Source organism: Massilimicrobiota sp. An80 (assembly GCF_002159255.1).
Taxonomy (GTDB): Bacteria; Bacillota_I; Bacilli_A; order Erysipelotrichales; family Coprobacillaceae; genus Allocoprobacillus; species Allocoprobacillus merdigallinarum.
Genome location: NZ_NFHI01000081.1, coordinates 1 through 5,118, shown reverse-complemented (window position 1 = coordinate 5,118; position 5,118 = coordinate 1). Strand labels below are relative to the sequence as shown.

Here is a 5,118-nt window from a genome sequence, read left to right as displayed (position 1 = left end):
ACTACACTTTTTTAGCTACGGTTATTCACAATTTTACGGTGGATAACATTTTTTAAGCTAGAAAATAGACATGATTTATAAATTTTTCATCACAAATTTGCTTTCATGAATAATTTGGGTTTTAGAAAGTTTAGCTGATACATTAGAAGAATATGGGATTATTTAAAAAAGGAGTATATGATGGATATTGAATTTGAAAATGCCAAAAGAAAAGATGTACCTGTTATTTTGCAGTTTATTAAAGAGTTGGCACGTTATGAGAAGTTAGAACATGAAGTGATTGCAAATGAAGCATTATTGGAACAATGGTTATTTGATTATAAGAAAGCTGAAGTGATTTTTGTTGTGAAGGATCATCATAGAATTGGGTTTGCTTTGTTTTTTCATAATTTTTCAACTTTCTTAGGCAGAGCGGGTTTATATTTGGAAGATTTGTATATTAAACCAGAATATAGAGGTCATGGATATGGAAAAGCAACGATTAAGGAACTTGTAAGGATTGCTAAAGAAAGAGGCTGTGGAAGAATGGAATGGTGGTGTCTGGATTGGAATCAATCAAGTATTGATTTCTATCTATCTTTAGGAGCAAAGCCAATGGATGAGTGGACAGTATATCGATTGACTGATGATGATTTTGAAAGATTATTACAATAATAAGAAAAAATAATTGCTTTGATAAATAATTTTTGCTAGAATAAGAAAGGGCACTCAGGCTTTCCGCTGGAGTGCATTTTTATTTGAGAAAGGAGATAGTGAAAATGGCTAAATTTATATTTGTGACAGGTGGAGTTGTTTCGGGATTAGGAAAAGGATTGACAGCTGCATCTTTAGGGAGATTGCTTAAACAAAGAGGATTAAAAGTCTTTATGCAAAAACTTGATCCTTATATTAATGTGGATCCGGGAACAATGTCGCCATTTCAACACGGTGAAGTTTTTGTGACGACAGATGGTGCCGAAACAGACTTGGATTTAGGACATTATGAACGTTTTATTGATGAAGAATTGAATCGTAGTTCATCTATTACAACAGGAAGAATTTATAGCGATGTCATTTCTAAAGAACGTCGTGGAGATTATTTAGGAGCAACTGTACAGGTTGTACCCCATATTACCAATGAAATCAAGGCAAAGATTTATGCAGCGGCTAAAAGTAGTCAGGCTGATATTGTGATTACTGAAATTGGCGGGACAGTTGGAGATATTGAAAGTTTGCCTTTTATTGAAGCCATTAGACAAGTCCGTTTAGATATCGGATATAAAAATACTCTTTATATACATACAACATTGCTTCCATATATTGGTGCTAGTCATGAAGTGAAAACAAAACCAACACAACATAGTGTTAAAGAATTAAGAGGCTATGGAATACAACCAGATATTATTGTTTGTCGTAGTGAAAAACATATTGATCAGGAATTAAAAGAAAAAATTTCTTTATTCTGTAATGTCCCAGTAGAAGCTGTTATTTCTAATTATGATGTTGATGTTTTATATGAACTGCCAATGATGTTATTGGATCAACATATGGATGATTTGGTATTGGATCATTTAAGAATAGAAGCTCCAAAAGCTGATATGACTGAATGGCAACAGCTTATTCAACGTGTTAAAGGTCTTAATAAAGAATTAACAATCAAGATGGTTGGAAAATATGTGCAATTACCAGATGCTTATTTATCAGTCAATGAAGCTTTACGTCATGCAGGTTATTATGAAAATAGTACCGTACATATTGATTGGATTAATGCTGAAGACATTAATGATGAAAATGTAGGAGACATGTTAAAGGGAGCAGATGGTATCTTGGTTCCTGGTGGCTTTGGACAACGTGGTATTGAAGGAATGATTAAGGCTATTCGCTTTGCAAGAGAAGAAAAGATTCCATTTTTAGGTATTTGTTTAGGAATGCAATTGGCTTCTATTGAGTTTGCAAGACATGTCTGTGGACTTCAAGATGTCAATTCTATTGAATTTGATGAGATGTGTGCAACACCATTAATTCACTTAATGAGTGATCAGACATTGAACGATATGGGTGGTACACAAAGACTAGGAAATTATGATTGTGAGTTATTAAAAGAAAGTCGTGTTCATGAACTATATGGCAAAGACTTGATTCAACAAAGACATAGACATCGTTATGAATTTAATAATAAATATAAAGATATCTTAGAACAACATGGACTTATTTTTTCAGGTAAGAATCCAGAAAGAAATCTTGTGGAAATTATTGAACTGAAAGATCATCCTTATTTTGTAGCGTGTCAATTCCATCCAGAATTTTCATCACGTCCTAATCGTAGTGAACCATTATTTCAAGGTTTGATTACAGCAGCTTATCATAAAAAATACGATGAAAAGAACATTCAAAAATAGAATGTTCTTTTTACATATAAAGTATGAGCTTTTTTAAATAATCTATCTATAAAATATACATTAATCAAAAGATAAATAATGAAGAATATCTTTTTCACTATAAATATCAAAAATATGTATTGTAAGTGAATCAAGTTGTTCTTGATTGCATGATTTGATTTTTGCAAGGGTATCTTTTGAAAGAAATCCTAATTTTGATTGCAGTTGTTTAATTAAAGTTTGGATGATACCTTCTTTTTTTCCTATTCTTAGATTTTCTTTTCCATAATCTCTGATAGCTTGACACATATCAATCTTTTTCTCCTTTACCTTTTCATAAATTTGTGTGTTTTTTGTAAGTGCTGCGAGTGTGATTGCGATTTCATGACTAACTGTTATATCATGAGTTTCATCATATTGATGATTGTACAAATATTTCAATTCAGTAATAAGCTCTTTAAGTTTTTGAGTGTGAAATCTCTCTGGGTCCAGGTATCTCATTTCAATGAGTGGATAGGATGCGACATTCATATAGTTTTTGAAAACAGGAGGTATGGGCTTCATCATGTCCTCGTATGCTCTAGGAGCACTCCATTTCTTTTGTCCGTAATAGACAACCAATGTCATGACACCCATAATCATCTGATGATTGGATTGGTATAGGAAGAATTGTTGAAGATAATTCATTTCATCATATTCCCTTGTCCTTTGAAACATGCTTCAATCAATTTGAGATTGATGCTCTATACCAATCAGGCACTCATGGTCATCTATTTTTACAAGATAGATATTATCACGTTCACGTTCTCTTGTGATGTTTTGAATGGGGAGATGGGAATCAAGATTGGAATCAGCCAAAGAGATATCGTCAAAGTGAATGATTGCATTTCCATAAAAAAGAATACCATTGATAAAATCGACCACGATATGATGATTTTTAAATAATGTTCTGATACGAATATCAAAAATCTTTTGAAGCTTGTACTTTTTTTGAGACATGAATCATACCTCCTATTATTCATATACGCAAAAAAAGTTCATTTCTCTTCTTTTTTAGATTAATTTGAAAATATTTTTTTCATACAGATATAAGATACCATAAAAATTGTTTAAAGCATATATTTTTAAGTTTCATATTCAACAAACTGTTATAGCTCATAAATAGTGATTTTTTGAATATTGAATATTTGTTAATGGAAAGTCTTGGAAAATATGTTAGAATAGTGATATGCATAGGAGGAATGTATATGTCTATTCATCTTATTTATTTTAGTGGTACAGGAAGTACTCAGGAAGTTGTACGATTTATAGGAAAACAATGGGATAAACCTATACAGGAATATGATTTATCAAGAACGGATTTTTCAGCACATGAATTTTCACATGAAGATTTATGTATTGTAGGTGTCCCATCATATGGTGGAAGAGTTCCATCTATTGCTATAGAGCGATTAAAATTATTGAATGGAAATCAGACACCGGTTATTCTCGTTGTGACTTATGGAAATAGACATTATGATGATACATTTATAGAATTAAAAGATACTTTAGATGAATTAGGATTTATTTGTGAAGGTGCAGTGGCTGTTGTTTGTGAACATTCTATTGTCCATTATTATGCGAAAGGAAGACCTAATCAGGAAGATTATCAACATATTCAAAAGTTAGTAGAAACTTTAAAAAACAATCTTCACCCTATTGAAGTTCCAGGACATAGACCTTATAAGGAATTCCATGGAGGACTCAAACCAAAAGCAACTTCTCAGTGTACAAAATGTGGATTATGTGCTAAACTTTGTCCTGTAGAAGCCATTGATTGTCATCATTTACAAGTCACTGATGAAACAAAATGCATTTCATGTATGCGTTGTGTTTCAATTTGTCCAACACATGCAAGGGTTTGTGATTTACAGCAAGTTGAAGCAACACGTCAAAAAATTCAAAAAGTTTGTACTTTGTATAAGCAAAGTGAATTGATAGGAGGTTAATCATGTTAAAGGCGATATTCATTGATCATATGGGAACATTGGTATATGACACAAGTGAATGGTTAACAAAATTATTAGATGAATGTGTAGAAAATTCAAATGAAAAAGATCCACAAAAACTAGGAGAAATGTGGTATCAGAAACATGATGAATTAGTTATGCATTATAATGGAAAAGATTATAAAAATGAGTATGAAATAGCTTTTGAAGCATTTGAAAGCATTAAAGATCAAATAGGTTTACAGGGAGATAGTCAGCATTATTGTGATTTACTTGTTCAACATTGGATTCATACACCAGCATATGATGATTCTTATGATTTTTTTGAACAATGTCCTTTACCTATATATATTATTACGAATAATGATTTACAGTATGTAGAAGAAAATATGAAAAATTTGGAATTAAAACCAAAAGGTATTATTTCCAGTGAAACAACACATTATTATAAACCTGCCAAAGAAATGTTTGAAAAAGCGTTAGAAATAACAAAATTAAAAGCAAGCGAAGCGGTTTATATAGGAGATAGTTACAACAAAGATATGCAATCAGCGAAAAGTGTTGGAATGCGTGCTTTCCTGATTGGACATAAAGACATTGAAGATCCAGATATTACATGTATTGATTCTTTGTTAGATGTTTTTGAGTATTTATAGGGGCTGTAACGAAATAACTTTTTAAAGAGTTGATTTTGTTTCAGCTCTTTTCTTTTTCTGTTTTTAGGCAATAAAAAAACATCTTTTCTCTTCTTCTGATTTCAAGATGTAATATTT

At 31.4% G+C, this 5,118-nt stretch carries 6 protein-coding genes; 4 read left to right on the top strand and 2 right to left on the bottom strand.

Features of this window, described 5'->3' with window-relative positions; all coding sequences use genetic code 11:
* Positions 1 to 180 precede the first annotated feature (180 nt).
* Both B5G32_RS13145 and B5G32_RS13140 read left to right on the top strand, forming a co-directional pair.
* Positions 181 to 654, top strand: a complete 474-nt coding sequence (locus B5G32_RS13145; RefSeq protein WP_087936918.1) for a GNAT family N-acetyltransferase — start codon at positions 181 to 183, stop codon at positions 652 to 654.
* Positions 655 to 758: 104 nt separating this feature from the next.
* Entirely contained in the window at positions 759 to 2,378 is a 1,620-nt protein-coding gene (locus B5G32_RS13140; RefSeq protein WP_087936917.1) for a CTP synthase, read from the top strand.
* Positions 2,379 to 2,438: 60 nt separating this feature from the next.
* Here the strand turns inward: B5G32_RS13140 and B5G32_RS13135 are convergent, their stop codons facing one another.
* Both B5G32_RS13135 and B5G32_RS13130 read right to left on the bottom strand, forming a co-directional pair.
* A complete protein-coding gene (locus tag B5G32_RS13135; protein WP_158094032.1) occupies positions 2,439 to 3,044 on the bottom strand; it encodes a DUF4351 domain-containing protein in 606 nt (201 codons plus the stop codon).
* Positions 3,045 to 3,077: 33 nt separating this feature from the next.
* Positions 3,078 to 3,356 (bottom strand): hypothetical protein, encoded by a 279-nt coding sequence (locus tag B5G32_RS13130; protein ID WP_087936915.1) that lies wholly within the window; start codon positions 3,354 to 3,356, stop codon positions 3,078 to 3,080.
* 248 nt (positions 3,357 to 3,604) lie between these two features.
* Here B5G32_RS13130 and B5G32_RS13125 point away from each other — a divergent pair, with 248 nt between their 5' ends.
* Both B5G32_RS13125 and B5G32_RS13120 read left to right on the top strand, forming a co-directional pair.
* Positions 3,605 to 4,345 (top strand): EFR1 family ferrodoxin, encoded by a 741-nt coding sequence (locus B5G32_RS13125; protein ID WP_087936914.1) that lies wholly within the window; start codon positions 3,605 to 3,607, stop codon positions 4,343 to 4,345.
* Between the two features lie 2 nt (positions 4,346 to 4,347).
* Complete coding sequence (locus tag B5G32_RS13120; RefSeq protein ID WP_087245316.1) at positions 4,348 to 5,001, top strand: HAD family hydrolase; 654 nt, start codon at positions 4,348 to 4,350, stop codon at positions 4,999 to 5,001.
* Positions 5,002 to 5,118 lie beyond the last annotated feature (117 nt).

What these genes read in the sequence shown, in the direction of transcription:
- B5G32_RS13145 (WP_087936918.1), top strand. Translation starts at nt 181, where the DNA reads ATGGATATTGAATTTGAAAATGCCAAAAGAAAAGATGTACCTGTTATT.
- B5G32_RS13135 (WP_158094032.1), bottom strand. Translation starts at nt 3,044, where the DNA reads ATGAATTATCTTCAACAATTCTTCCTATACCAATCCAATCATCAGATG.
- B5G32_RS13140 (WP_087936917.1), top strand. Translation starts at nt 759, where the DNA reads ATGGCTAAATTTATATTTGTGACAGGTGGAGTTGTTTCGGGATTAGGA.
- B5G32_RS13130 (WP_087936915.1), bottom strand. Translation starts at nt 3,356, where the DNA reads ATGTCTCAAAAAAAGTACAAGCTTCAAAAGATTTTTGATATTCGTATC.
- B5G32_RS13120 (WP_087245316.1), top strand. Translation starts at nt 4,348, where the DNA reads ATGTTAAAGGCGATATTCATTGATCATATGGGAACATTGGTATATGAC.
- B5G32_RS13125 (WP_087936914.1), top strand. Translation starts at nt 3,605, where the DNA reads ATGTCTATTCATCTTATTTATTTTAGTGGTACAGGAAGTACTCAGGAA.